The sequence below is a fragment of the Thioprofundum lithotrophicum genome, assembly GCF_055387065.1.
In genome coordinates, this window is record NZ_AP042379.1 from 1,408,712 (window position 1) to 1,432,500 (window position 23,789).

At 67.1% G+C, this 23,789-nt stretch carries 19 protein-coding genes; 10 read left to right on the forward strand and 9 right to left on the reverse strand.

Features of this window, described 5'->3' with window-relative positions:
• Nucleotides 1-16 precede the first annotated feature (16 nt).
• From ACZ5BH_RS06635 to ppk1, 4 genes are all read left to right on the forward strand, one after another.
• Complete coding sequence (locus ACZ5BH_RS06635) at nucleotides 17-850, forward strand: endonuclease/exonuclease/phosphatase family protein (RefSeq protein WP_464891131.1); 834 nt, start codon at nucleotides 17-19, stop codon at nucleotides 848-850.
• Nucleotides 851-853: 3 nt separating this feature from the next.
• Nucleotides 854-2,542 carry a GGDEF domain-containing protein gene (locus tag ACZ5BH_RS06640; RefSeq protein WP_464891132.1) on the forward strand — a complete coding sequence of 563 codons (1,689 nt, stop codon included), beginning with the start codon at nucleotides 854-856 and terminating at the stop codon, nucleotides 2,540-2,542.
• Between the two features lie 133 nt (nucleotides 2,543-2,675).
• Nucleotides 2,676-4,481, forward strand: a complete 1,806-nt coding sequence (locus tag ACZ5BH_RS06645; protein WP_464891133.1) for a lysophospholipid acyltransferase family protein — start codon at nucleotides 2,676-2,678, stop codon at nucleotides 4,479-4,481.
• Nucleotides 4,482-4,538: 57 nt separating this feature from the next.
• Complete coding sequence (ppk1, locus tag ACZ5BH_RS06650) at nucleotides 4,539-6,611, forward strand: polyphosphate kinase 1 (RefSeq protein ID WP_464891134.1); 2,073 nt, start codon at nucleotides 4,539-4,541, stop codon at nucleotides 6,609-6,611.
• Between the two features lie 504 nt (nucleotides 6,612-7,115).
• On the opposite strand, the gene ACZ5BH_RS06655 is transcribed toward ppk1, so the two are convergent.
• A complete protein-coding gene (locus tag ACZ5BH_RS06655; protein WP_464891200.1) occupies nucleotides 7,116-8,144 on the reverse strand; it encodes an IS110 family RNA-guided transposase in 1,029 nt (342 codons plus the stop codon).
• A gap of 315 nt (nucleotides 8,145-8,459) precedes the next feature.
• Nucleotides 8,460-9,923, reverse strand: coding sequence for an exopolyphosphatase (gene ppx, locus ACZ5BH_RS06660; RefSeq protein WP_464891135.1), 1,464 nt, complete (start codon nucleotides 9,921-9,923; stop codon nucleotides 8,460-8,462).
• Nucleotides 9,924-10,447: 524 nt separating this feature from the next.
• Here ppx and ACZ5BH_RS06665 point away from each other — a divergent pair.
• The gene (locus ACZ5BH_RS06665; protein ID WP_464891136.1) at nucleotides 10,448-11,710 is read left to right on the forward strand and encodes a DEAD/DEAH box helicase; all 1,263 of its coding nucleotides are present in this window, start codon (nucleotides 10,448-10,450) and stop codon (nucleotides 11,708-11,710) included.
• Nucleotides 11,711-11,765: 55 nt separating this feature from the next.
• On the opposite strand, the gene ACZ5BH_RS06670 is transcribed toward ACZ5BH_RS06665, so the two are convergent.
• Nucleotides 11,766-12,302: a glycine zipper 2TM domain-containing protein gene (locus ACZ5BH_RS06670; RefSeq protein WP_464891137.1), complete on the reverse strand. Its 537-nt coding sequence runs from the start codon at nucleotides 12,300-12,302 to the stop codon at nucleotides 11,766-11,768.
• 251 nt (nucleotides 12,303-12,553) lie between these two features.
• On the opposite strand from ACZ5BH_RS06670, the gene ACZ5BH_RS06675 reads away from it, so the two are divergent.
• Both ACZ5BH_RS06675 and ACZ5BH_RS06680 read left to right on the forward strand, forming a co-directional pair.
• A complete protein-coding gene (locus ACZ5BH_RS06675) occupies nucleotides 12,554-12,886 on the forward strand; it encodes an STAS domain-containing protein (RefSeq protein WP_464891138.1) in 333 nt (110 codons plus the stop codon).
• Between the two features lie 34 nt (nucleotides 12,887-12,920).
• Nucleotides 12,921-13,199 (forward strand): DUF3135 domain-containing protein, encoded by a 279-nt coding sequence (locus tag ACZ5BH_RS06680; RefSeq protein ID WP_464891139.1) that lies wholly within the window; start codon nucleotides 12,921-12,923, stop codon nucleotides 13,197-13,199.
• A 410-nt stretch (nucleotides 13,200-13,609) separates the two neighbouring features.
• Here the strand turns inward: ACZ5BH_RS06680 and ACZ5BH_RS06685 are convergent, their stop codons facing one another.
• Nucleotides 13,610-14,638, reverse strand: coding sequence for an IS110 family RNA-guided transposase (locus ACZ5BH_RS06685; protein WP_464891200.1), 1,029 nt, complete (start codon nucleotides 14,636-14,638; stop codon nucleotides 13,610-13,612).
• 157 nt (nucleotides 14,639-14,795) lie between these two features.
• A complete protein-coding gene (locus ACZ5BH_RS06690) occupies nucleotides 14,796-15,131 on the reverse strand; it encodes a TusE/DsrC/DsvC family sulfur relay protein (RefSeq protein ID WP_464891140.1) in 336 nt (111 codons plus the stop codon).
• Between the two features lie 239 nt (nucleotides 15,132-15,370).
• Here ACZ5BH_RS06690 and ACZ5BH_RS06695 point away from each other — a divergent pair, with 239 nt between their 5' ends.
• Together ACZ5BH_RS06695 and cspE are read left to right on the forward strand one after the other, a co-directional pair.
• Complete coding sequence (locus ACZ5BH_RS06695) at nucleotides 15,371-16,663, forward strand: substrate-binding domain-containing protein (protein WP_464891141.1); 1,293 nt, start codon at nucleotides 15,371-15,373, stop codon at nucleotides 16,661-16,663.
• A 235-nt stretch (nucleotides 16,664-16,898) separates the two neighbouring features.
• Entirely contained in the window at nucleotides 16,899-17,102 is a 204-nt protein-coding gene (cspE, locus tag ACZ5BH_RS06700) for a transcription antiterminator/RNA stability regulator CspE (RefSeq protein ID WP_464891142.1), read from the forward strand.
• A 36-nt stretch (nucleotides 17,103-17,138) separates the two neighbouring features.
• Here cspE and ACZ5BH_RS06705 read toward each other — a convergent pair whose 3' ends face one another.
• The 4 genes from ACZ5BH_RS06705 to ACZ5BH_RS06720 all read right to left on the reverse strand — a co-directional run bounded on the left by ACZ5BH_RS06705 (nucleotide 17,139) and on the right by ACZ5BH_RS06720 (nucleotide 22,672).
• Nucleotides 17,139-18,884 (reverse strand): putative bifunctional diguanylate cyclase/phosphodiesterase, encoded by a 1,746-nt coding sequence (locus tag ACZ5BH_RS06705; RefSeq protein ID WP_464891143.1) that lies wholly within the window; start codon nucleotides 18,882-18,884, stop codon nucleotides 17,139-17,141.
• A 187-nt stretch (nucleotides 18,885-19,071) separates the two neighbouring features.
• Nucleotides 19,072-19,674 (reverse strand): ANTAR domain-containing response regulator, encoded by a 603-nt coding sequence (locus tag ACZ5BH_RS06710; protein ID WP_464891144.1) that lies wholly within the window; start codon nucleotides 19,672-19,674, stop codon nucleotides 19,072-19,074.
• Nucleotides 19,671-21,908, reverse strand: coding sequence for a PAS domain-containing sensor histidine kinase (locus tag ACZ5BH_RS06715; protein WP_464891145.1), 2,238 nt, complete (start codon nucleotides 21,906-21,908; stop codon nucleotides 19,671-19,673). The genes ACZ5BH_RS06710 and ACZ5BH_RS06715 overlap by 4 nt, the downstream gene beginning before the upstream one ends.
• A gap of 212 nt (nucleotides 21,909-22,120) precedes the next feature.
• The gene (locus ACZ5BH_RS06720) at nucleotides 22,121-22,672 is read right to left on the reverse strand and encodes a hypothetical protein (protein ID WP_464891146.1); all 552 of its coding nucleotides are present in this window, start codon (nucleotides 22,670-22,672) and stop codon (nucleotides 22,121-22,123) included.
• A gap of 98 nt (nucleotides 22,673-22,770) precedes the next feature.
• On the opposite strand from ACZ5BH_RS06720, the gene ACZ5BH_RS06725 reads away from it, so the two are divergent.
• The gene (locus tag ACZ5BH_RS06725) at nucleotides 22,771-23,739 is read left to right on the forward strand and encodes a PDC sensor domain-containing protein (RefSeq protein ID WP_464891147.1); all 969 of its coding nucleotides are present in this window, start codon (nucleotides 22,771-22,773) and stop codon (nucleotides 23,737-23,739) included.
• Nucleotides 23,740-23,789 lie beyond the last annotated feature (50 nt).

Genomic DNA, 23,789 nt, shown 5'->3' on the forward strand with positions numbered 1-23,789 from the left:
GGTTGCCGACAATGTCATGACCCTGCAAAGCCATTCGGATCGCCTGCTGCGCCTGCTCAGTTACAACGTGCAGGTGGGCATCCGCACCTCCCGGCCGCGCCACTACGTGACCGGGAGCTGGAAGCACCTGCTGCCCTGCGCCCGCCGCCTGGAGAACCTCGACGCCATCGCCCGGCGCCTGATGCATTTCGACATCGTCGGCCTGCAGGAAGTGGATGCCGGCAGCCTGCGCAGCAACTTCATCAACATGGCCGAATACCTGGCCGAGCGGGCCGGCTTTCCATTCTGGTATCACCAGGTCAACCGCAACCTGGGGCGGCTGGCCCAGCACAGCAACGCCCTGCTCAGCCATTACCGGCCGGACGTGGTGGAGAACCTGCGCCTGCCCGGCCTGATCCCCGGCCGGCAGGCCCTGCTGGCGGTGTTCCAGGGCGGGCGCGAGGCCCTGGCGGTGATCGTGGTCCACCTGGCCCTGTCCCGGCGCGCGCGGCTGCAGCAGTTCGACTATCTCGCCGGGGTGATCAACCAGTATCCCCACGCCATCGTCATGGGCGACATGAACACCGTCTGCGGCAGCCCGGAGATGCGCCGCCTGTTCCGGCGCACCGCGCTCACCGAGCCGCTGGGCCACCTGTGCACCTTCCCGAGCTGGCGGCCCATGCACAGCATCGATCACATCCTGGTCACGGAGGGGCTGAAGGTGCGGCGGGCGGAGACCCTCGATCAGCCCATCTCGGATCACCTGCCGATCATGACCGAGGTCGAACTGCCGCCGGCCGTGAGCCTCACCCGCCTGCCGCCGCCGGCCACGCCCGGCTTCGACCGTTACATGCAACGGGTGAAAGCCTGATCCATGGCCCGGGACGGCAGCCGACAGGCGGATCACTGGCAGCGCAAGTACTACGCCGCGCTGGAGGAGCTGGAGGAGAAGGAAAAGGCCTGGAGCGAGACCGAGGCCCTGCTGCGGCGCCTGGCCACCCGCCTGACCCTGGCCGCCGATCACCGCGATCCGGAACTGGACCGGCTGCTGGACACCCTGCGCCAGGCCCTGCGCAACGAGCGCAACCCCCTGCGCCTGCAGAAGCTGGTGGAAGAGGTCTCGCGCCTGATCGCCCGGCTCGACGAGCGCGCGCCCGCCGCGCAAGCCGACCCGGCCGCGCCGCTCAGGACCCTCTTCGAACGCCTGCCCATCCCCGACGCCTATGCCCGGCAGCAGCGTTTCGTGCAACGGCAACTGGCCAGGGCGCAAACCCCGGCCGAGGCCGCGGCGGTGGCCGTCGATCTGGCCGAGCTGGTGGAACTGCTGCTGTCGCGCAAGGCGCCGCCAGGGGACGCCGGCGAATCGCCGCCCGCCGCCAGCGAAGAGGCGGAACCGAAGGGCCTGCTCGGCGGCCTGTTCCGGCGCCGCCGCCCGCTGCCCGAGCCGCTCGCCGAATCCGCTCCCGAACCTGCGGAAGCGCAACCGCCCGCGGCGCCTGACGCCGGCCCGGAGGCGGCCACCTGCCGTCTGGCGGCCGACACCCTGATCCGCCTGCTGGAGCAGATGCAGTGGCCCGATGCCCTGCACGCCGAGGCGGAACTCATCAAGCGCCGCCTCGAACCCTGCCACGACACGCAGGGTCTGCAGGAAGGTCTGCTGGCCACCGCCGAGCTGTTCAACGGCCTGCAGACCCAGGTGCAGGCGGAAAAGCGCGAACTGGAAGCCTTCCTGCGCCAGCTCACCGAGCGCCTCGCCGAGCTGGATCGCGACATCCGCGAGACGGCCCGGCTGCAGGCGCTGTCGGATCAGGCCGGGCGCGACGTGGACAGCCGGGTGCGCGACGAAGTCAGCGACATCGAGCGCAGCGTGGCCGACGCCGAGGATCTGGACGCCCTCAAGACCGCCGTGCAGTCCCGGGTGATCCTGATCCGCAATCACATGGATCGCTTCCTCGAACAGCACGGCAGCGTGCACGAGGATGCGGGCAAGGTCATCGCCCGCCTGGAGCGGCAACTGGAACAGACCCAGGCGGAACTGGAGCGCCTGCAGGCCGAGGCCGAGTCGGCCCGCGCCAGCGCCATGACCGATCCCCTCACCGGCATTCCCAACCGCCTGGCCTACGACCGCCGGCTGGAGGAGGAACTGGCCCGCTTCAAGCGCTACGGCGCGCCCTTCGCCCTGCTGGTGTGGGACGTGGACCGCTTCAAGTCCATCAACGACACCTATGGCCACGCCGCCGGCGACAAGGTGCTCACCATCATTGCCCGCCTGCTGCGCGACCGGGTGCGCGAAACCGATCTCACCGCCCGCTATGGCGGCGAGGAGTTCGTGATCCTGATGCCGGAGACCGACGCCGCCCATGCCGAGCCGGTGGCCGACAAGCTGCGCCAGGCCATCGCCGCCACCGAGTTCCACTTCCGCGGCAAGCGCGTGCCCATCACCGCCTCCTGCGGCCTCACCGAGTCCCGCCCCGGCGACGATGCCCAAAGCCTCTTCCAGCGCGCCGACGCGGCCCTCTACCGCGCCAAGGAAAACGGCCGCAACCGCGTCGAGTCGAACTGAACGGCTCGCTCGCCCGTAGGAGCGGCGCCCCCGCCGCGACCGCCACATCGCCCGTCACCAAACCATCATCCCCCTGTCCTCGAACGGTCACGATCGGGCCGGATACTGCCTGCGTCGTCCCTGGAGTATCCCGATGTCACCGACCCGTGCCGTCCGTTCCGACCAGCCCCTGCGGCTCGACGATCTGATCCCGGCCGCCCGCCACCATCCGCCCCTGCGCTGGCTGCAGCGCGGCATCGAGAAACTGCTCGGCATCGATGCCCTGGCCCGGCGCTATGCGCGACTGCCGCCCTGCGATGCCCCGGCGCCGTTCCTGCGCCTGGCGCTCGAGGCGCTGGACGTGCGATATGTAGTCGATCACGGCAGCCTTGAGCGCTTGCCGGCCCGCGGGCCGCTGCTGGTGGTGGCCAACCATCCCTGCGGGGCGGTGGAAGGCATGCTGCTGGCCGAAATGCTGCTGCGTCGGCGGCCGGACGTGCGGGTGATGGCCAACAGCCTGCTCAAGCGGATCCCGGAACTGGCCGGGCTGTTCCTTGGCGTCAACCCCTATGGCGGCGAGGCGGCGGTGCGGCAGAACCTCGGCCCCCTGCGCGAAGGCCTGCGCTGGCTGCGGCAGGGCGGGGCGCTGATCGTCTTTCCCGCCGGCGACGTCGCCGGCATCCACCTGCGCAACCGGCGCATCGAGGACGGCGACTGGGATCGCTCGGTGGCCCGGCTGGCCGGGCGCACCAGAGCCACGGTGGTGCCCATCCATGTCGAAGGCCGCAACAGCACGGCCTTCTATCTGGCGGCCCTGGCCCATCCCCTGATCAAGACCCTGCTGCTGCCTCGGCAGTTGCTGAACAAGCGGGGGCGCCTGCTGCGCCTGCGGATCGGCACGGGGATTTCCCCGAAACGCCTGGAAAGCGTGGGCGACGAGGCTCGGCAGATCGCCTTTCTGCGCCTGCGTACCCATCTGCTGCAGGGGCAGGATGCAGCGCAGGCCCGCGTGGCGCCCGCCGCGCCCGAGCCGCTGGTCGAACCGCGCGAGCCGGCCCGCCTGGCCGCGGAGCTGGCTGCCCTGCCGGCGGCGCAGCGGCTGGTGGAAAACGGGCAGTTCGAGGTCTGGCAGGCCACGGCCGGCCAGATCCCGGAACTGCTGCAGGAGATCGGCCGCCTGCGCGAGATCAGTTTCCGCGCCGCCGGCGAAGGCACCGGCCGGGAAATCGATCTGGATCTCTACGACCAGCACTACCGCCACCTGTTCGTGTGGAATCGCGTCACGCGGGAGTTGGTGGGCGGTTACCGCCTCGGCCTGGTGGACGAGATCCTGCCGGTGTACGGGCGCAGCGGTCTGTACACCTATTCGCTGTTCCGTTACAGCCGCGCCTTCATCCACGGCCTGCCGCCGGCCATCGAGCTGGGCCGCTCCTTCGTGCGGCCCGAATACCAGCGCAGCTTCGCGCCCCTGCAACTGCTGTGGAAGGGCATCGGCCGCTTCGTGGTGCGCCATCCCCGCCATGCGGTGCTGTTCGGCCCGGTGAGCATCAGCGCCGATTACAGTCCCGTGTCGCAGCAACTGCTGATCGAGTTCCTGCGCCGCAACCGCTTCGATGCCCGTCTTGGCCGGCAGATCCGTCCGCGTCAGCCCTATGTGCGGCCCCGCGGCATCGGCGGCGAGCTGCTGCGGGAGATCGCCTCGATCGATGAGCTGTCGGCCCTGCTTTCGGCCATCGAAAGCGATGCCAAGGGCGTGCCGGTGCTGATCCGGCAATACCTCAAGCTCGGTGGACAGATGCTCGGCTTCAACGTGGATCGGCAGTTCAGCAACGTGGTCGACGGCCTGGTGCGGGTGGACCTGCGCCACACCGATCCGCGCCTGTTGCGCAAGTACATGGGCGAAGACGGCGCACAAGCCTTCCTGGCCGCCCATGCCGGGGCGGTGGCCCGCTCCGCCTGAGCACGGCCAGAGCCGCTGCCGTATAATCGGGTGATGCATTCCGACCCGGTGGCGCCCATGGATCTTCCCGACCTCGATCATCCCGATCTTTACATCGGCCGCGAACTCTCCCTGGTGGAGTTCAACCGCCGGGTGCTGGCCCAGACGGTGGACCGCGATGTGCCGCTGCTGGAGCGCCTGCGCTACATGTGCATCACCTCCACCAACATGGATGAACTGTTCGAGGTGCGCATCGCCGGGCTCAAGCAGAAGGCGCGCCTTGGCGTGGCGGTGGCCGACATCGACCGCCGCTCGCCCCAGGAGACCCTGGCGCTGTTGTCCGAACGCTGCCATGCCCTGGTGGACGAACAGTACCGGATCCTCAACGAGGAACTGCTGCCGGCGCTGGAAGCGGAACAGATCCGCTTCATCCGCCGCACCGAGTGGACCGCGGAACAGGACGCCTGGCTGCGCCACTATTTCGAGCACGATCTGCTGCCGGTGCTCAGCCCCATCGGCCTGGACCCGGCCCACCCCTTCCCGCGCATCCTCAACAAGAGCCTCAACTTCATCGTCGCCCTGCGCGGCAAGGACGCCTTCGGCCGCTCCAGCGGCATGGCCGTGGTGCAGGCGCCGCGGGCCCTGCCGCGGCTCATCCGCCTGCCGCCGGAGACCGGCAGCGGGCCCTACGACTTCGTGTTCCTCTCCTCGGTGATCCACGCCTATGCCAGCGAGCTGTTTCCGGGCATGAAGGTGCTCTCCATCCACCAGTTCCGGGTCACCCGCAACTCGGAGCTGTTCGTGGACGAGGAGGAAGTGGACGATCTGATGCGCGCCCTCGAGGGCGAGCTGCCCTCGCGCCGCTATGGCGACGCGGTGCGCCTGGAGGTGGCCGACAACTGCCCGCCGGATCTCACCGAGTTCCTGATGAAGACCTTCGAGCTGACGCCCGACGACGTCTACCAGGTGAACGGCCCGGTGAACCTCAACCGCCTGCAGGCCATCATCGATCTGGTGGACCGGCCCGATCTCAAGTTCCCGCCCTTCACCCCGCGCCTGCCGGTCGAACTCTCCCAGGGCGCCAGCCTGTTCGAGGTGCTGCGCAAGAAGGACGTGCTGCTGCACCACCCCTTCGATTCCTTCGTGCCGGTGATCGACTTCCTGCGCCAGGCGGCCAGGGACCCGGACGTGCTGGCCATCAAGATGACCCTCTACCGTACCGGCGCCGACTCGGCGCTGGTCGATGCGCTGGTGCGCGCCGCCCGTGGCGGCAAGGAGGTGACGGTGGTCATCGAGCTGCGCGCCCGCTTCGACGAGGAGGCCAACATCGCCGTGGCCAACCGCCTGCAGGAAGTGGGCGCCCACGTGGTGTACGGCATCGTCGGTTACAAGACCCACGCCAAGATGGCGCTGGTGGTGCGGCGCGAGCAGGGCGAGCTGCGCGACTACGTGCACCTGGGCACCGGCAACTACCACGCCCGCACCGCCCGCCTCTACACCGACTATGGTCTGCTGACGGCGGACCAGGCTATTGGCGACGACGTGCACAAGATCTTCCTGCAGCTCACCAGCCTCGGCAAGGTGAGCAAGCTCCACCGCCTGCTGCAGTCGCCCTTCACCCTGTTCGACGGCCTGGTGGAACGGATCCGCCGCGAGGCGAAAAATGCCGAGGCGGGCAGGCCGGCGCGCATCGTGGTCAAGATCAACTCGCTGGTGGAGAAGCGCATCATCCAGGAACTGTACCGGGCCAGCCAGGCCGGAGTGGAAATCCGCCTGGTGGTGCGCGGCATGTGCAGCCTGCGCCCCGGCGTGCCCGGCGTCTCCGAGAACATCGAGGTGCGCTCCATCGTCGGCCGCTTCCTCGAACACACCCGGGTCTATTATTTCGAGAATGCCGGCAAGCCCGAAGTGTTCTGCGCCTCCGCCGACTGGATGGAACGCAACCTGTTCCGCCGTGTGGAAACCTGCTTCCCCATCGAGAACAGCCGCCTGCGCAAGCGCGTGATCCACGAACTGGACTACTACCTGCGCGACAACACCCAGGCCTGGATCCTCCAGCCCGACGGCCGCTACGCACGCGCCACCCCTGCCGAAGGCGAAGCACCCCTCTCCGCCCAGCAGGCCCTGCTCGCGGAAATCTGCGGGGAGTAGGGTGATTGATTCAACGCAAAGGCGCGAAGACGCAAAGGTTGTTTGTTTTGTTCAGAAGCGGATGGTGCGTTAGCGCAGCTTAACGCACCATCCGAAGCGCTGTGGCGGTGCGATACGCTTCGCTATCGCACCCCACGGTTTTGTGTAGGCGCGGCGCAAGCCGCGACCCACTACAACGGCCGGCGCCACCGCCAACCCGAAATGGCGGCTCCGCTGCGCTTGAGCCGTATATGGTCTCCTCCCGTTTTGCAAGACGTTGTACCAAACTTCGACAGGGACAGGATTGCGCTCGTATATCCGGCCTGTTTGTGAGGCTTTTTGCGCCTCTGGCCTCGATGAGATCTGCGCGTATCGTCCTAATCGCCCTAGCGGCTTGTCCCAGCCTACGGCTCAAGCAGGTTTTCGATACGCCGGTCTGACCTGTTTGTCATCGCTCGCCACAGCGTCTTCGCAATCGTCGGCAGGCTAACTCTCCAAATCGTTCCTCGCGGGCCCTGCCCGCCTTCAGACCGGGCGGTAATCCGCCCGGTATTCCGTCTTGTTCCTCAATACCGCCCACCCCATCCGGGCCATCTTGTTGGCCAGCGCCACCACCGCCTTGTTGTAGCCGCGCTCCGCCCGGATCCGGTTGATCCAGCGGCTGAGCCGGTCATCCTTCCCCGCCGCCGCCTTCACCACCGACCGCGCTCCATGCACCAGCAGACTGCGCAGATAGCCGTCTCCCCGCTTGCTGATCCCCTGCAGCCGTTCCTTCCCTCCGCTACTGTGTTGGCGGGGCACCAGACCCAGGGATGCGGACACATCCCGTCCCCGCCGCCAGGCCCGGCCGTCGCCGATCTGGCTGTAGAAAACCGGCGCCACCACCGGCCCGTAACCCGGGATCGCCCGCAGCCGCTTCACCGCCTCGTTCCGGCGGCTGTAGCCTTCCAGTTCCCGGGTGTAAAACGCAATGTGCGCGTCCAGCTCCTGAAACCGCCGGTAACTCTCCCACAACAGCTGCCGAAACCACTCGCTCAGGCCATTCTCCGCCTCCGACAGCACCTCCGGCAGGCGACGCCGCAGCGTATTCACCCCCTTGGGCAGAACAATCCCGTATTCCCCCAGCAGACCCCGTATCTGGTTGACCAGCGCCGTGCGGTCCGCAAGACAGCGCTCGCGCAGACGGTGCAGCGCCTGGATGTCCTGCTGCTCCGGTGTCTTCACCGACACAAACCGCATTTCCGGCCGCACCACCGCTTCGGCTATCGCCAGCGCGTCGTTGTAATCGTGCTTGTTCCCCCGCACAAACGGCTTCACGTACTGCGGCGGAATCAGCTTCACCTCGTGGCCCAGTGCCTGCAGCTCCCGCGCCCAGTAGTGGGCGCTCGCGCAGGCTTCCATCCCCACCAGGACCGGCTCCAGGTTCGCAAAATACGCCAGCACCTGCCCTCGCCTCAGCATCCGCTTGCGCACCACCTTGCCCCGCTCGTCGCAGCACACCACGTGAAACACGTGCTTTGCCAAATCCAGTCCAACCGTCGTAATCTTGCTCATGGTCTCCTCCTCCTTCTTCGATGGATGGTGAAGTGCTTCCATCTTGGCGCATCGTGACGCCGTTTTTAAGGGGGGGAGGAGACCATCTCATCGCCCTACACACTCATCGCTACCCCGATATCCCCCGTAGGCGCGGCGCAAGCCGCGACATTGCAGTGGCGGGCAGCCGGGGACGGGCAGCTGGGAAAACATTTGCGCTGTTCTCAGCCACTCGCTGCCCGCCACCAGCTGCCGCATTATCGCGGCTTGCACCGCTCCTACGGGCAGGTATTTTCAGCCGGTCATCGCTGTAGGCGCGGCGCAAGCCGCGACAAGCTACTCGAATCCCAGCTCGTATCCGATCTTCTCGAGATAACCCGCCTCCTGCTCCAGATCCGCCGCGGTCAGCGGATGTTCCGCCAGCCAGCCGTGGGGGAAGCGCAGGTGCAGGGTCTTCTTCTTCACCGTCAGTTGCAGTTCGGGCAGGGGGGTGTGGCTGCGGGCGCGGTGCAGCACCACGGAAAGGCGCAGGAGGATGGCCAGGCGGGTGAGGGGCTTGCGCCAGCTTTCGGGCAGGCTGGCGAATTCGCTGCCGGGAAACTTGCGGCGGTGGGCGCGCACCAGGGCAGCCATCACTTCCTGTTCGGAGCGGGAGAAGCCGGGCATGTCGGCATGGCGCAGGATGTAGGCGCCGTGCTTGTGATAGCCGTTGTGGGCGATGTCCATGCCGATTTCGTGCAGGCGCGCCGCCCACGCTAGCAGCAGGGCCAGATTGTCGTCGTCCAGGCGCCAGGCGTCGCGGGCCTGATCGAGCAGCCGCGCCACCGTATCGGTGACCCGCCGGGCCTGGTGCGGGCTCACCTGGTAACGCCGGGCCAGGGAGTCGACGGTGCGCTCGCGCACGTCCTCGTGGCGGATGCGACCGAGCAGATCGTACAGCAGGCCCTCGCGCAGGGCGCCGTCGGAGACGGTCATGTGGCGGATCCGCAGGCCCTCGAACACGCCCAGCAGCACCATCACGCCGCCCACGAATACCGGCGCCCGCTCGGCGCTCAGGCCCGGCAGATCCAGTGCATCGTGGTGAGGGTAGCCGGCCAGTTTCTCCACCAGTTGCGAGAGCGCGGCGGCGCTGATCCCGTCGTCGCACAGCCCCAGCGCGTTCACCACCCGGCGCACGGCGCGGATGGTGCCCGAGGCGCCGACCGCCTGTTCCCAGCCCTGTTGCCGGTAGGCGGCGATGATGGGCTCCATCTCCAGCAGGGCGGCGGTGCGCGCCTTCTGCAGGCGCTTGCGGCTGATGGCGCCGTCGGCGAAGAAGCGGCGCGAGAAGGCCACGCAACCCATGTGCAGGCTCTCCATGTGCACCGGCTCGAAGCCTTCGCCCAGAATCACCTCGGTGGAACCGCCGCCGATGTCCACCACCAGGCGGCGGCCTCCGGGATCGGGCAGGCTGTGGGCCACGCCCAGATAGATGAGCCGCGCCTCTTCCACACCGGCGATGATTTCCACCGGATGGCCGAGCACCCGCTCGGCATGTTCGATCAGTTCGGCGCTGTTGCGCGCGCTGCGCAGGGTGTTGGTGCCCACCACCCGCACGCTGCCCGGCGGCAGATCGCGCAGCAGTTCGCCGAAACGGGTCAGGCAGGCCATGGCCCGCGCCATGGCCTCCGGGGTCAGCCGCTTGTCGGCGCCGAGGCCCGCGGCCAGGCGCACCATCTCCCGGGCCCGATCGATGATCTGCAGATCGCCGTCGCGCACTCGGGCGATGACGAGATGGAAACTGTTGGAACCGAGATCCACCGCCGCCACCTTGTCGAGGCGTTGCGGATCGGTGCCGGCACGGTGGAAGAGGCGGGAAAAGATGGGCGGAACTCCGTCTGGCGTGCTGCCGGTGCATTATCGCCCGGCCCTTCACGGCCTGACAATGGCAATGCAACGGTTGGCGCAAGCCGGCTCTGCTGCGCTCGAGCCGGCCTGTGGTACTGACCGATCGGTATTCGCTACAGGCACGAAGCCCTCCAGCCATGAGGGCGGTCCCGGGTTATGCATTCAGCAAAATGATGCCTGTTTCGGCGCAGTTATCCAGGCAAGAAACATCTGGCCTTTTTGTGACGAACGGACTATGATGGTCGTTCCTCCCGTATCGGGAGCGCGACGTTTCTGACCTTCCCCCGCGAATCATTCTCCGGTCTGCTGGTTGGCACCGTCCACACGGTCAACGAACCGTTCCGGGTGACCCGGCAGCCGTCGTGCAATACCGCCTTCTGCCGTTCCCTGCCTTTTGAACTTTTGCATCCGCCCCGAGGCGGAGAAGGTGTTATTGCATGACATTCCAAGAACTGAATCTGAATCCCTCCCTGTTGCGCGCCATCGAGGCCTGCGGCTTTTCCGCGCCCACCGACATCCAGCGCGAGGCGATCCCCGTGGTGCTGGCCGGCCGGGACCTGATGGCCTCGGCCCAGACCGGCACCGGCAAGACGGCCGCCTTCGTGCTGCCCGCCCTGCAGCGCCTGGAAGCGGCCGCGCCGCGCCCCGGCAACGGCCCGCGGGTGCTGGTGCTCACGCCCACCCGCGAACTGGCCATGCAGGTGGCCGACAACATCCGCCAGCTCGGCCGTTTCGTGTCCCTGCGCAGCGGCAACGTGGTGGGCGGCATGGCCTACCCGCCGCAGATCCGCCTGCTGCGCGAGCCGCTGGATCTGCTGGTGGCCACCCCGGGCCGGCTGATGGACCACATGGAAGCCGGACGGGTGGATTTCTCGCGCCTGGAGATGCTGGTGCTGGACGAAGCCGATCGCATGCTCGACATGGGCTTCGTGCAGGCCGTCAAACGGATCGCCGCCGCCATGCCCGCCGCGCGGCAGACCCTGCTGTTCTCGGCCACCCTGGAAGGGCGGATCCTCGACATCGCCCGGCAACTGCTGCGCGATCCCGCCACCGTGAAGCTGGCCGCCAATCACGAGCAGCATGCCGCCATCGAACAGCGCATCCACCAGGCCGACGATGCCGCCCACAAGCACAGCCTGCTGGAACACTATCTGGGTGACGACGCCCTGGAACAGGCGGTGATCTTCACCGCCACCAAGCGCGGCGCCGATCGTCTGGCCAAGAAGCTGCGCAACCTCGGCCACGCCAGCGCCGCCCTGCATGGCGACATGAGCCAGAATGCCCGCAAGCGCACCGTGGAGCAGATGCGCCGCGGCAAGTTCCGCCTGCTGGTGGCCACCGACGTGGCCGCCCGCGGCCTCGACATCAAGGGGATCAGCCACGTGATCAACTTCGATCTGCCGATGGTTGCCGAGGACTACATCCACCGCATCGGCCGCACCGGGCGTGGTGGCGCCAGCGGCACCGCCGTCTCCCTGGTCGGCCCCGACGACTGGGGCAAGCTCGGCGGCATCGAACGCCTCACCGGCCGCAAGCTCGAACGCCGCACCATCGACGGCCTGGAACCCACCCGCCCCGAACCCCGTGGCCAGCGGCCTGCCGGGCCGAAGCGCCGCAGTGGCGGACGCCCTGGCAACCGCGCCCGCCGCGGTGCGCCGCGCAAGTCGGCCAATGTTGCCCGGCGACGCAGCGCGGCGTGACGCCAGGGGCAAGCGACAAGAGGCAAGAGGCAAGGGAAGGGGCGCTGCGCGCGCCTCAATCCTCCACCGGCTCCACGGCTACCCGCACCGTCACATACCGTCCGGGCCGTTCATCCATCTCGCGGGTGAACTCCCGGCCCCGGTAGCGGTAGGTGACCAGGTAGCCGCTGATCCGCTCTTCCTCGTAATACTTCTCCGATACGCGGCAGCGCCGCTCGTGCTCGATCCGGGCCGGGCGGTGGCTGCCGGCCATGGCGTTGCCGATCACCCCGCCGAGCACGGTGCCGGCCACGGTGGCGATGCCCTGGTCGCGATGACCGCGGCCCATGGCATTGCCCACCGCGCCCCCGATGATGCCGCCGGCGATGATCCCGGAAGGATCGCGCCGCGCCGGGCGCACCACTTCCTCGGTCCAGCATTCGCGGTCGGTCACCGGCACCCGCACGATCTCCTTGAGCGGTTTCACGTCCACCACCCGGGCGCGATCCCGGAACACGCTGCCCATGGCCTCGCCCTCATAACGATCCGCCCAGGCCGGCAGAGCCAGCAGCGTGGAAAGGATGAGGGCAGTGGTTGCGATACGCTTGTGCATGTTGGCGTCCTCCTCGTGTTCGTCTGGCGTCCAGTGTGAAGCAGCGGGCCTGAACGGCGCCTGAACGAAAAATCCCTTCCCGATGGCTAAAGATTTCCGGCCACCTTCCGATAGTGAGGATGTAGTCCCCGCGGCGGCCCCCGTTCCTGTCCGCCCCGCCGGCACCCGCGCCGGCCATGTCGTCACACCCAGGCCCGACCCCTGCCTTTTCGTTCCCGAAGGATTTCGTGGATTGCGAAGGAGGTTGTGTCATGTCATCGATCGTCACCAGCCTGTCCGAGGACGGGCATCACCTGGTGCTGGCCCCCGGCGAAAGCCTGGCCTTCCGGCACTACCGACAGTTTCGCCAGGCCTACGAGTCGGCGCCTGACACGGTCCGGCGCCTGACCCTGGATTTCACCCGAACCCGCCAACTGGATGGCGCCGTCATCGGCATGCTCGGCCTCCTGCGCCGACATGCCGAGGCGCGCCAGTGGGCGCTCGAGATGTGCGGCTGCGAGGGCTGTGTGGCCCTGCTGTTCGAGATTTTCGGGATCGAATTCGACCCGGCGCCGCCCGCCTCGGGCGCGAACGGCCCGCATTGAACCTTGAAAGGAGGGAAACGCAATGGAGATGGACTTGAAAGCCTGGGCCCGGCTCTACGAGGAAGATCCGGCCCTGTTCGAACGGCGCAAGCAGCAGGCCCTGGAGGCCGTGATCGCCGAATCCCGCTCGCCGCAGACCCTGCGCAGGCTGCTTGAGCGCATCCAGACCATCGATTCGGGGCCGACCGCGCCCGAGGTGGCCTATGGCGAACTGTTGCGCATCCTCCGCACCCGGCTGGGGGACGGGATTCTGCCGGCGCTCGCCCGCCTGGGGGAAAAGATTGATCGTGAGGATGGATTGCCAGACCGGTAGTCCGGGGCTGACATGAAAAAGGCGCCCGCAGGCGCCTTTTTCACAGATTAAACGTCTCAAAATTGTGCTGACACAAACGGCGCCGGTACAAAGCGTGTCATCCCGAGATGGCAGCTCCGCTACGCTTGAGCCGTATATGGTCTCCTCCCGTTTTGCAAGACGTTGTACCAAACTTCGACAGGGACAGGATTGCGCTCGTATATCCGGCCTGTTTGTGAGGCTTTTTGCGCCTCTGGCCTCGATGAGATCTGCGCGTATCGTCCTAATCGCCCTAGCGGCTTGTCCCAGCCTACGGCTCAAGCAGGTTTTCGATACGCCGGTCTGACCTGTTTGTCATCGCTCGCCACAGCGTCTTCGCAATCGTCGGCAGGCTAACTCTCCAAATCGTTCCTCGCGGGCCCTGCCCGCCTTCAGACCGGGCGGTAATCCGCCCGGTATTCCGTCTTGTTCCTCAATACCGCCCACCCCATCCGGGCCATCTTGTTGGCCAGCGCCACCACCGCCTTGTTGTAGCCGCGCTCCGCCCGGATCCGGTTGATCCAGCGGCTGAGCCGGTCATCCTTCCCCGCCGCCGCCTTCACCACCGACCGCGCTCCATGCACCAGCAGACTGCGCAGATAGCCGTCTCCCCGCTTGCTGATCCCCTGCAGCCGTTCCTTCCCTCCGCTACTGTGTTGGCGGGGCACCAGACCCAGGGATGCGGACACATCCCGTCCCCGCCGCCAGGCCCGGCCGTCGCCGATCTGGCTGTAGAAAACCGGCGCCACCACCGGCCCGTAACCCGGGATCGCCCGCAGCCGCTTCACCGCCTCGTTCCGGCGGCTGTAGCCTTCCAGTTCCCGGGTGTAAAACGCAATGTGCGCGTCCAGCTCCTGAAACCGCCGGTAACTCTCCCACAACAGCTGCCGAAACCACTCGCTCAGGCCATTCTCCGCCTCCGACAGCACCTCCGGCAGGCGACGCCGCAGCGTATTCACCCCCTTGGGCAGAACAATCCCGTATTCCCCCAGCAGACCCCGTATCTGGTTGACCAGCGCCGTGCGGTCCGCAAGACAGCGCTCGCGCAGACGGTGCAGCGCCTGGATGTCCTGCTGCTCCGGTGTCTTCACCGACACAAACCGCATTTCCGGCCGCACCACCGCTTCGGCTATCGCCAGCGCGTCGTTGTAATCGTGCTTGTTCCCCCGCACAAACGGCTTCACGTACTGCGGCGGAATCAGCTTCACCTCGTGGCCCAGTGCCTGCAGCTCCCGCGCCCAGTAGTGGGCGCTCGCGCAGGCTTCCATCCCCACCAGGACCGGCTCCAGGTTCGCAAAATACGCCAGCACCTGCCCTCGCCTCAGCATCCGCTTGCGCACCACCTTGCCCCGCTCGTCGCAGCACACCACGTGAAACACGTGCTTTGCCAAATCCAGTCCAACCGTCGTAATCTTGCTCATGGTCTCCTCCTCCTTCTTCGATGGATGGTGAAGTGCTTCCATCTTGGCGCATCGTGACGCCGTTTTTAAGGGGGGGAGGAGACCATCTCATCGCCCTACGGACGGCAGGTAAAACCATTTTGAGACGATTAATTTTGCAGACTGTTGAAACAGTCTGTTAGCTGCAGCCCTTGGGCCGGGGCAGGCCGGCGATCTTGTTGGCGCACTTGATGAGGCCGGTGGGGAACAGCGAGTAGATGTATTTCTGGCTGCTGCGGTCCTTGCCGAATTTCTCCTTCATGATCTTGGAGAACTGGCGGGGCTCGCAGACCACGCCGTTGTCCTGGAAATATTCGCGGGCGGTGCGGATGATGTCCCAGTGCTCATCGGTCAGTTCGGCGATGTTTTCGTTTTTGGCGATCTCCACGGCGAGATCCTCGCTCCATTCGTCCAGATTCTCGAGCCAGCCGGCTTCCGAGAGCTTGATGGTCTGGCCGTTGACGATTGCTTCCATTGTATTGCACCTCAATAGGGTAGTTCGGGTAAAAAGTTGAGTAATCTTATCAGGAATTACCCGGCAATGTCAATGGGAATGAGAATCGGACGCAGGCGGCGGGGTATGGCGTTCGATGTAGTCCATTCGGGCGAGATTTCATCGTTCTGTCATGAATGGCGGGTAAAACGTCGTTTTCGTGACAATTGCGCAACAAAAGGCCCTTTCCTTCGATGTTTTCCCGTCTCCGTTTTGCCCCTTTGCGCCCGATTCTGCTGCTTTTCCTGCTGCCCCTCGTTGCCGGGGCGGACGAGACGCTGTTCCGCCTGCAGGGGTCGAATACCATCGGTGCGAGCCTGGCGCCGGCGCTGGTGGAACGCTGGTTGCGGGACGAGCTGAAGGCCACGGCGCTGCGCGTGGAGGTGACCGGGCGCAACGAGAAGCGGGTGAGCGGCCGGCTGCCCGACGGCCGGCGGGTGAGCGTGCCGATTGCGGCGCACGGCTCGTCCACTGCCTTTCAAGGCCTGCTGGCCGGCGAGGCGGACATCGGCATGGCCTCGCGGCCGATCAAGGACCGGGAGATCGTGCGGCTGGCGGCGCTGGGCGACTTCGGCCGGCCGGCGGCCGAATGGGTGATTGCTCTCGACGGCATTGCGGTGATCGTGCACCCCGACAACCCCCTGGCGAGCCTGGATCTGGACACCCTGGCGCAGGTGTTCTCGGGCCGGATCCGCAACTGGCGCGAGCTGGGCGGGCGGCCGGGGCCGATCCGGGTGCTGGCGCGTGACGACAAGTCGGGCACTTGGGACACCTTCCGGCACCTGGTGCTGGGCAAGCAGCACAGGCTGGTGGCCTCGGCGCGGCGTTTCGAGTCCAACGCGCGGCTCTCCGACGCGGTGGCCGCCGATCCGCGGGCCATCGGTTTCGTGGGCCTGCCCTACGTGCGCCGGAGCCGGGCCCTGCCGGTGGCGGCCGGGCGGGCCAGCGCCCGCCTGCCCTCGCGCTTCAACGTGGAGACCGAGAGCTATGCCCTGACCCGCCGCCTGTATCTGTACGCCAGCCCGCGGCTGGACAACGCCGAGGCGCGGGATTTTCTGGAATACGCGATCGGCCCCGCCGGTCAGGCGGTGGTGGCGGCCAGCGGCTTCGTGGCCCAGGTGGTGCGGCCGCTGACCGTGGTGGTGCCGGCGAGCTGTCCGCCCGAGTTTCGCCGCCTGGTCACCGGCGCCCGCCGCCTGTCGGTGGACTTCCGCTTCCGCCGGGAGGGCCTGGGGCTGGACAGCCGCGCCCTGCGGGATCTGGACCGGGTGGCCCGCTATCTGCAGCGCAACCACCATGTACGCAAGGTGATGCTGTTCGGCTTCTCCGAGGATTCCCGCCTGCCCATGCACAACCTCGCCCTGTCGGAGGATCGGGCCGACGCCGTGGAGCGGGCGCTGCGGGAGCGGGGCGTGACGGTGCACCACGTGCGCGGCTTCGGTGCCTGCAACCTGGTGGCCGACACCCGTGACCTGGGCCGCAACCGCCGGGTGGAGGTGTGGATCCAGCCTTAGCAGGCTGTTGAAAAACAGCGTTTTTCAACAGCCTGCTAGATGCGGTGGGAAGAGCGCCACAAAAATCCTGCCCGCACATAGGCAAAGCCGGCAAAGGCTGCTAGGATGAATCCTGTTGCAAATGAATTTTTCCGGCCTGCTTCAGAAGTTTCCCGCCACGGTTTTCCTCTCGAGTCGTCCCGAAAGACCCATCTGCAACACGCAATCTCCGTTTTATTCAAGAAAGGTATTTTTCATGGCAACTGGCAAAGTCAAGTGGTTCAACGAATCCAAGGGTTTCGGCTTCATCGCCCCGGATGATGGTGGCGCGGACGTGTTCGTGCATTTCTCGGCCATCCAGAGCGAGGGTTTCCGCACCCTGGCCGAGGGGCAGGCCGTCTCCTATGACGTGGAGAACGGCCCCAAGGGGCCGCAGGCGAGCAACGTGGTCGCCCAGTAAGGCCGTCCCGGCTTTTGTGCTGGAAACGAACCCCGCTCAGGCGGGGTTCGTCGTTTTTGGGCCGCCAGCACGCAGGTATGCCGCCAGATCGGCGGCGGGCAGGGGGCGGCTGAAGAGATACCCCTGCAGGCTGTCGCAGCCGATGTTGCGCAGGAAACGGGCCTGGGTCTCGGTCTCCACGCCTTCGGCCACCACCTGCATGTGCAAGCCCTGGGCCATGCGCACCACGGCCGAGACGATGGTGGCGCTGTCGCGCTGTTCGCAGACGTTGGCGGTGAACAGCCGATCCAGCTTGAGGGTGTGGAAGGGAAAGCGCCGCAGGTAGGTCAGCGAGGCGTAGCCGGTGCCGAAGTCGTCGATGTCCAGGGCCACGCCCGATTCGTGCAGGGCGTGGAGGATGGCGTCGAGGCGGGGATCGTCGTCGATGAGCAGGCTCTCGGTCACTTCCAGGTGCAGATCGGCGGCCGCCAGACCGTGCCGTTGCAGTTGCTCCTGTACGGTCTCCAGCAGTTTGCCGCGGCCGATCTGGCGGGCCGAGACGTTCACCGCCATGGTGAAGGGCCCGAGATCCGCGTCGCGCCAGCGCCGGAGCTGGGCGCAGGCTTCGGCCACCACCCATTCGCCCACCGGCACGATCAGGCCGGTTTCCTCCAGTTCCGGGATGAAGGCGTCCGGATAGACCGGCTCCGCGTCCGGCGGCTGCCAGCGCAGCAGGGCCTCCACCCCCAGCACCCCCCGGCCTGCCGCGTCCACCTTGGGCTGGTAGTGGAGGACGAACTCCTCCCGTTCCAGGGCCCGGTGCAGGCGGCTGCGCAGCGACAGGCGTTCGCGGGCCGCGGTGTCCCGCCCGCTGGCGAACCAGCCGATGCCGTTGCCGCCCTGGCGCTTGATCTCCCGCAGGGCCTCCTCGGCCTGGTGGAGGGGATCGCCGTCCGCTGCGCCGGAGTACAGGGCGATGCCGAAGCTGGCGGTGAGGATGATGTCTTCTTCCTCTCCATCGAAGGGCCGTTGCAGCACGGCGCGCAGCTTTTCGGCCACGATGCGGGCCTCGGCTTCGGCATCGGGGCCTTCAAGGAGGACGGCGAAGCGATCCCCGTCCAGCCGGGCCAGCAGATCGTCGCTGCGTAGGTGTTCCCTGAGCCGCTGGGCCAGGCGCTTGAGGATGTCGTCGGCGCGGGGGGTGTCCAGGGCCTTGTTCACGAGCTGGAAGCGGTCGAGATCGAAGCAGATCACCGCCAGGGCATGGCCGAGGGATTCGGCCCGCCGGCACGCCTGTTCGAGCATGGCGGTGAAATGGCGGCGGTTGGGCAGGCGGGTGAGGGGATCGTTGTTGGCCAGGAAGCTCAGGCGCTTCTGCGAGCGCAGGCGTTCGGTGATGTCCCGCCCGGTGGACACGAAACCGATGAGGCGCCTTTCGGCGTCGAACAGGGGAGTGATGGTCTTGTCCTCGTAGTAGAGGCTGCCGTCCTTGCGCCGGTTGACCACCGTGTCGTGAAAGACGTCGCCGCGGCTGATGGTGCGCCAGAGGTTGGCATAGAAGTCCCTGCCCTGGATCCCCGAGCGCAGGATACTGGGTTTTTGGCCGATGGCTTCCTGCCGGGAATAGCCGGTGATGCGCTCGAAGGCGGGGTTGACGTATTCGATGACGCCGCGCACGTCGGTGATGAGCACGATGTCGGCGGTCTGCTCCACCACGCAGCGCAGTTTCTGCGCCAGGGCATCGTTTTCGGCTGCCGGCGCCGGGCAGCCGGGGTTTTCACGGTGCGAATCGGTAGCGGTCATGCAGGTTCCGGTATTTCTGACGACGAGGGTTTTCCGGCAGGTGGGGCCGGGTTCCAAGGCGCTTCTGGCGGGGAATGGCCAGATCCTGAGGGGGACGGGGTTTTCGGTCGCCCGGTCAGATTGGGTTTATCGGCCAGGTGTCATGACAGTTTAGAAAGAGACTAACACCATATTCATAGTAAGTCATTCAGGTCTTGCTGCGTGCCACTTCGTAGAGCCGTTCGGCGCAGCGCACCACCTCCTCGGCCACCTCGGCCAGCTTGCGCCGCTCGGAGCGGGCGTGGCGGCGCAGTTTCTCGAAGGCGGCCATGCGATCCAGGTGGCAGCGCTCCATCAGCAGGCCCACGGCGATGCTGGTGGTGCGGTTGCCCTCCAGGGCGGTCTGGAGCTGCTCCGTGGTCTGCTGCAGTTGCCGCAGTTCCACGGCCTTGTTCAGGGCCGCTTCCACCGCCGGCAGGATCTGGGTGGGATCCAGCGGCTTGATGAGGTAGCCCATGGCGCCCAGTTCGATGCTGCGCTCCACATATTCGGGGTTGCCGTAGGCCGAGATCACCATGAAGGGGGTGCCGGTGGTCTTCTGCAGCTCGGCGGCGGTTTCCAGGCCGTCGAGGCCCGGCATGCGGATGTCGAGCAGGGCCAGGTCTGGCCGGTGTTCGTCGCACAGGGCCAGGGCCTCTTCGCCGTGGCCGGCTTCGAGCACCTGGTAGCCGGCCTGGCGCAGGTGCTTGGCCAGGGTGGCGAGCACCAGCCGGTCGTCGTCGGCGATGAGGAGGGTGGGTTGCTGGGTCATTGCGCATCTCCCGTCAGGGTGTCGGTCGGGTTGTCGTTGTCGTGGGGTGGGGGGTGGACGGCATCCAGGGGCGCCGCCTGCACGAGGGGGGCGCGCAGGCCAATCAGGGTGAGCACGCCCGTTTCCGTCTGTCGGTATGCCAGTTCGAGCCCCTCGCGGGGCATGAGGGCCTTCACCAGTTCCAGGCCGGTGTGGCATTGCCGTCCGCTGGCGAAGTCGAAGCCGTCGGGCAGGCGGGCGCCGGGCGAGGTGATCCGGATCTCGCCCTGGCCGTGGGCCGCGCGCAGATGCACGGCCACGGGGCGCGAGAAATCCCGGGCGTGCTTGGCGGCATTGGCCAGCAGCTCGCCCAGGATCAGGGCCACGGCCACGCCCTCTTCCTCGCGGATGGCCAGGGCGTGGTCCTGCTCGCGCGCCAGTTCGTGTCCGCGGTGGCCCTGGGGATAGCCGGGCATGCTGCGCAGCAGCGCCGGCAGCAGTTCGCACAGCAGCAGGGCGCCGTCGGGGCGTTGGCCGTGGATGCCGTGGATGAGGGCGATGGACTGCACCTGCTGGATGATCTTCTCGAGGCCGGCGGTGAGGGCCGGATTGCCGAAGGCCTGGTTGCGCAGCAGCCCCAGGATCCCCTGCAGGTTGTTCTTGATGCGGTGATGCACCTCGCGCACCAGGGCGTCGCGCTGGCGGCGTTCGCGGGCCAGGCGGGCGGCTTCCCGTTCCCGGCGCTCGGTGACGTCGCGAATGATGACCTGGACCAGGCTTCCTTCCTCCAGGTGCAGGCGGGTGGCGCGCATTTCCACCGGCACGTCCAGGCCGTTGCGGTTGCGGACCCAGGTTTCCTCGGTGACGGGGCCGCCGCTTTGCAATACCTGATGGAAGAGTTCGAGCTGCCGTTCGCGGCGCGCGGGGGGAGAGAAGTTGAAGGCGAGCTGGCCGATCATCTCCTCGCGGGAATGGCCGAACAGCAGGCAGGCCTGGCGGTTCACTTCCACCACCGTGGCGGTTTCGTCGATGAGGGCGATGGCGTCGGCGGCGTTGTCGACCAGGAAACGGTACTTGCGCTCCGAGGCCTGGAGCTGCCGTTCGGCCCGTTTGCGGGCGTCGACGGACATGAACACCCCCAGCATCCGCTCCGGCTCGCCGTCCCGCCGCTGCAGGTTGCCCACGCCGCGCACCCAGTGCACCGTGCCGTCGGGCCGCACTACCCGGTGTTCCACGTCGTAAGGCTCGCCGGTTTCGAGGCAGCGCGCCACGGCGGCTTCCACCCCGGCGCGATCCTCGGGGTGGACGCAGGCAAGGAAGGTGGCATAGTCGGGCACCAGATCGCCGGGCTCATGGCCCAGCAGGCGCCAGACGTTGTCGGACCAGTAGAGCCGCCCGGAGGGAAGGTGCCAGTCCCAGGCGCCGATGCCGGCCAGTTCCAGGCTCAGGCGCAGGCGCTCCTCGCTCTCGCGCAGGCGCGCCTCGGCCCGTTGCAGTTCGGTCACGTCGCGGGACATGCCGCGATAGCCCAGCAGTTCGCCGCGGTTGTCGAAGAAGGGCACGCCGGAGCAGGAGAGGATCACCTCGCGCCCGTCCTTGTGGCGGCGATGGTTGATGAAGTGCTGGAAGGGCTCGCGGCGGCGGAACAGCTCCGCCATCAGCGGCCGCAGGCGCTCGGCCTCTGCGGGGCTGACGAAGGCGTAGAGGCTGCGGCCGATCACTTCATGAGGCGCATAGCCGAGGACGTCGGTGACCCGCGGGCTGACGTAACGGTAGACGGCGTCGGTGTCGAATTCCCAGATCACCTCGGCGCTGGTTTCCACCAGGGCCCGGTAGCGGCTGTCGGCGTCCAGGCGGCTGCGCAGGGTCTCCCGATAGCCGGTGATGTCGATGCCGGTGATGATGATCCGCCGGGCCTCGCCCGCGGCCGCCTCCAGCAGGCAGGCCGACCACTGGATGTAGCGCTCATGGCCGTCCTTGCCGATCCAGGGCGTGGCGAGATGGGTGCCGGGGGCGTCGTCGGGCAGGCCGGCGAGGGCGCGGCGCACGTTCTCCCACTGGTTGCGGGCGATCAGGGTGCGAAAGGGCTGGCCGAGGAGATCGGCCTGGCGATAGCCGGTGGAGAGTTCGCAGGCGCGGTTGAACAGCACGATCCGCCCCTCCCCATCCAGCACCAGCAGCAGGGTGTCGGTGGCGTCCCGCAGCGCCGGGTGCTGCAGCGAGGCCAGCAGGGATTGTGCAATCGATTCGTTCATCCCTTGGCGTCCCGCGGATTCCGGTCAGACGTGCCGTGAAGCCGCCGTGTGGACGGTTTCCATGATGGCAAATGGTCAAAGATTAAGCAATCGGCGCGGATCGGGGCGCACGTTGGGAACAGCTTTGACGCCCGGCGGGATTCTTGGCGGGGTGCTGGAATACTTCCAGACTAATCAATGCCTGCGGGCTTGGCAACCGGGGCAAGCCGGGCTCAGTGGGCCTCGAGCCGGGCCAGTTCCTCCAGCAGGTTGTGCACGAGTTGCCGGCCGCTCTGGCTCATGCCGGCGCAGAGGACTTCCGGCGCCCGTTCGCCGTCCACCAGGCGCTTGAGCTGGCCGCCGAGGCGGCGCAGGTCGCCGTGGGTGGCGGTCATCTGCTCGGCCATGAAGGCCACCGCCTGCAGGGCTTCGGCGTCGCCGGTGGCGGCGGCGTGGATCATCCGGGCCAGGCCGGGGGCGGCCATCTCGGGCTGGGCGGTCTCGGCCGGCTCCGGCAGGCTGGCGGGGTTCTGCAGGCCTTCGAGGATGCTGCGCACGATCACCATGTCCTCGGCGTCGAGGCCGGCCAGCACGCGCTCGTCGCGCTGGCCGGCCAGGATGGCGCGGATGGCCGTGACCAGGTTGGTCCAGCCCTGCTGCCCGGCGATCTCCAGCATCCCTTCCAGGGTGGGCAGCGCGTCGCGGTTGGCGCAGGCCTTCACCACCTGGCGGATGAGCAGGGCATGCGATTGGCGGATCTGTTGTTCCCGATCGGGCAGCGACATGCTGTGCAATATAGCACAGGCCAAAAGCCAAGCCGGTCATGACCCGGACAGGCCATCGGGGGTAAACTTGCCTGCATTGTCGATGACGGAACCAGACGATGGATCAACCCCGGGACACCCTGCAGGAAAGCATCGCCCGCCAGCGGGCCATGCTCACCGAACTGCTCAGGAAACCGCTCCAGGACGTGGCCGCCGAGGCGGCGAAGGTCTGGCCCGACCGCGTGCGCCTCGACGAAGTGCTGCAGGGCGCGCTGCCGAAGGTGCCCTACTGCAAGTATCTGTATGCGCTCAACACCGAGGGCATCCAGCTCAGCGACAACATCAGCAAGGAAGGGATCCTCACCGGGGACTACCGGCGGGATCGTTCGCAGCGGCCCTACATGAAGGAGGCGGTGCCGGCCGACGGCTTCCTGCTCTCGGGCACCTATATCAGCATGCGCATGAAGCGCCCCTCGCTCACCGCCATTCAGGTGGTGCGCAACGACACGGGCCGGGTGCTCGGCTTCATCGGCGCCGATTTCGATCTGCGCGAACTGCCCCTGACCAAGGAACTCTACGAGGAACCGCGCTACTGGCGGCAGATCAAGGGCGACCCGTCCATCCGCGGCACGGTGTTCCATCAGACCCGGGTCGAGAGCCTCATGGACCGGAACATGGACACGGTGCTCAGCGTGGTGGAGGAGCTGATGACCGACCGGGGCGTTTTCCACATCATCCTGCACTTCTCCTCCAGCCGGGCCATCATCTGGCTGTACGACGACCCGTACCGCTACCGCCTGCTGGACATGGATCAGCTCGTGGACCCGGACATCTGCCTGGCCTACCCGCGCACCCCCTACCCGAAGGACGCCATCGTGCCCGCCGGGCTCGTCCGCCCGATCCTCGACGGCTTCCGCACCCTGCGCTTCATGGACGAAATGTTCTACCTGCGCTCGGGCACCCTCAACATCTTCAACGGGATCGTCGGCCTCACCTTCTCCTGCGACGGTTCCCACTACATTCCCTACGACGAGTTCCTGAACAAGGATCATGCCTTCTGGCAGATGGCGCTGCCCGATTCGGCGTGATGCGAAACCGATGTTCTTCGATTATCGCGGCTTGCGCCGCGCCTACAAAG